Source organism: Mesorhizobium sp. M5C.F.Ca.IN.020.32.2.1, assembly GCF_004023105.1.
Taxonomy (GTDB): Bacteria; Pseudomonadota; Alphaproteobacteria; order Rhizobiales; family Rhizobiaceae; genus Mesorhizobium; species Mesorhizobium wenxiniae.
Genome location: NZ_RZSX01000819.1, coordinates 1 through 2805 on the forward strand (window position 1 = coordinate 1; position 2805 = coordinate 2805).

Below are 2805 nucleotides of genomic sequence, written 5' to 3' on the forward strand. Positions count from 1 at the left end.
GGCCAAGATCGGCACGTCCAGCTCTCGATCTGGACATCGAAAGTGCAGCATGACTGGCAGACAGGAGAAAATAGAGATGCGGCAATCAAGAAGGACGCAACGGACCAAAACGGCGCTTGTCGCCGGCGGCGCGGGTTTCCTCGGTTCGCATCTTTGCGAAACACTGCTTCAGACCGGGTACCGGGTGATCTGTGTCGACAATTTTCTTACCGGCCGGATGGAAAACATCGTCTCGATGATGGACCGTCCTCGTTTCCGGTTGATCGAGCAGGATATTTGCCGACCATTGGACCTTGCTGAGCCGGTGGACCGCATTTTCAACCTGGCGTGCGCCGCATCGCCGCCGCGTTACCAAGCCGATCCGGTTCATACCACGCGAACCTGCGTGATCGGAACGCTCAATCTGCTTGAGCTTGCCGCCCGAAATAATGCGCGCTTCCTTCAGGCATCGACAAGCGAAGTGTATGGCGATCCCGAACAGCACCCGCAAAGGGAAGACTATGTCGGTCATGTGAACTGCACCGGTCCTCGTGCCTGCTATGACGAGGGCAAGCGAACCGCCGAAACCTTGTGCTTCGATTATTTAAGAACCGAGATGGCCGACATCCGGGTCGCGCGCATCTTCAACACCTATGGTCCGAGGATGGATCCTGCCGACGGCCGGATTGTCTCGAACCTGGTGATGCAGGCTCTCGAGAAGAGACCACTGACGATATTCGGCGACGGGCTGCAGACCAGGTCGTTCTGCTATGTCTCCGATCTGGTTGACGGTCTGGTCCGTCTTATGGATGTCGATCCCAATCCGCGCCAACCGGTCAATTTAGGCAATCCCGGGGAATTCACCGTTCTTCAACTGGCTGGATTGGTGAGAGATATGACCCATAGCAACTCGGCCTTCAAATTCCTGGCACTGCCGCAAGACGACCCTCGCCGGCGGCAACCGGACATTTCCCGAGCAAAAACCCTTCTGGATTGGTCGCCAAAGGTGCCGCTCAGGCAAGGCCTGATGCAGACGATCAGCTATTTTATGGAGCTCGAAGCGAGTCGTAACGAGGATCGAATTCCCCCAATTGCGCCAAGCGTGAGGTCCGCTTCAGGCCGACTGCAAAACTTGCCGGCCTGAAGTCAGGGGGAGTTGTGCGCTCGGACATGGGCCATGTGAGACCGTGGCGCCCGAACGCGCGCTCTCACTTTTTGTCATTAAGGGAACATCCAGCCGAGCTCGCCGTTGGGCGAAGATACCGGCATGGAGAACCGACCCGTGCATCGAAAACGATCCGCCAAGGACATCGAGCAAATGGCCGAAAGGGAAACGGCTGCCTTTCTGAGACGTGCCTCGATCATCTACCTTGAATGCTGTGTGAGCCTGATGATGACGCACCTCGAGCGCGAGGAAGTGGCCACCATCCTCGAAAAGGAAGCGGATATGCTGCGACGGCTCGACTGAGGCTTGCGGCGCTTAGGCCCAGGCAGCCTCAAACAGCGCGCAGCTTTAATCGGCCATGGAGTTCGTGATTTTTCCAGGGTCGCAAGGAACATTCCCGGCAACTGGCAGTTCGGCGCGAGGAACTTATCTTCAACAGCGATGGCGGCAGTTTCGTGGGATCGAAAAAGGTACGGATTGGAATAGCCGGCGTCGGCAATTGCGCGTCTTCCCTTGTCCAGGGCCTCTCATATTATCGGGACGCCAGAGGTAATGAGCCGATACCGGGCCTGATGCATGCCGATCTAGGCGGTTATCATGTCGATGACATCGAGGTCGTCTGTGCTTTCGACGTCGCCAAGGGCAAAGTTGGGCGGGATGTGGCGGAAGCCATATTCAATGCGCCCAACAACACCTTCCGCTTTGCCGATGTCGAAGCAACCGGCGTTCGCGTCGAGCGCGGACCAACGCTCGATGGAATCGGCAAATATCTACGCGATGAAATCGAGGAGGCAGAAGAGCCGGTCGCGAATGTCAGCGCGCTGCTGCGGGAAAGCGGCGCTGACGTATTGGTCTCATATCTGCCGGTCGGCTCGGAAGAGGCTACGCGTTTTTATGCCGAATGCGCGCTCGAGGCCGGCTGCGCCTTCGTCAACTGCATACCGGTTTTTATCGCGTCGCGACCGGAATGGCGCCAACTCTTCGAACAGCGTGGCCTGCCGTTGATCGGCGACGATATCAAAAGCCAGGTCGGCGCGACGATCGTGCACCGGCTGCTCGCTAATCTGTTCCGCGAGCGCGGCGTCCGCATCGACCGCACCTATCAGCTGAATTTCGGCGGCAACACCGATTTCCTCAACATGCTGGAACGCGAGCGGCTGGAATCGAAGAAGATTTCCAAGACACAGTCCGTAACCAGCCAGCTCGATGTTCCCCTGGAGGCCGGTAACATCCATGTCGGCCCCAGCGACCATGTGCCTTGGCTTACCGATCGAAAATGGGCCTACATCCGCGTCGAAGGCACGACGTTCGGCGGCGTGCCGCTGAATGCAGAGCTCAAACTGGAAGTGTGGGATTCGCCCAACTCCGCCGGGGTCGTTATCGATGCTGTCCGCTGCGCCAAGTTGGCGCTCGACCGCGGCGTCGCGGGAGCGCTGACTGGCCCTTGCAGCTATTTCATGAAGTCGCCGCCCGAGCAGTTCACCGATGCCGAGGCACGCCTGCGCACGCTGTCTTTCATCGCCGGTAGGGACGAGCCGATGCTCGATGCCGCGGAATGACGACGACATTCTTTTTGATCCGCCATGCGGCGCACGACAATGTCGGCGCTTATCTTGCCGGACGCATGGCCGGAGTCTGCCTTGGCGACACCGGCAGGGCAC

Annotated in this window: 3 protein-coding genes and 1 pseudogene; all 4 read left to right on the top strand. The window is 58.6% G+C overall.

Annotated features, from left to right (window positions below; all coding sequences use genetic code 11):
• Nucleotides 1-76 precede the first annotated feature (76 nt).
• Complete coding sequence (locus EOA86_RS29320) at nucleotides 77-1123, top strand: UDP-glucuronic acid decarboxylase family protein (RefSeq protein WP_128344849.1); 1047 nt, start codon at nucleotides 77-79, stop codon at nucleotides 1121-1123.
• 138 nt (nucleotides 1124-1261) lie between these two features.
• Nucleotides 1262-1447, top strand: a complete 186-nt coding sequence (locus tag EOA86_RS29325) for a hypothetical protein (RefSeq protein WP_095519944.1) — start codon at nucleotides 1262-1264, stop codon at nucleotides 1445-1447.
• A 152-nt stretch (nucleotides 1448-1599) separates the two neighbouring features.
• On the top strand, nucleotides 1600-2703 hold the full coding sequence (locus EOA86_RS29330) for an inositol-3-phosphate synthase (protein WP_128344851.1): 1104 nt from the start codon (nucleotides 1600-1602) through the stop codon (nucleotides 2701-2703).
• Nucleotides 2700-2805, top strand: a pseudogene (locus EOA86_RS40745) (histidine phosphatase family protein); the annotation flags it as partial. The gene EOA86_RS29330 and the pseudogene EOA86_RS40745, both read left to right, overlap by 4 nt.

Coding starts and splice junctions, on each gene's coding strand:
- EOA86_RS29320 (WP_128344849.1), top strand. CDS start 77: ATGCGGCAATCAAGAAGGACGCAACGGACCAAAACGGCGCTTGTCGCC.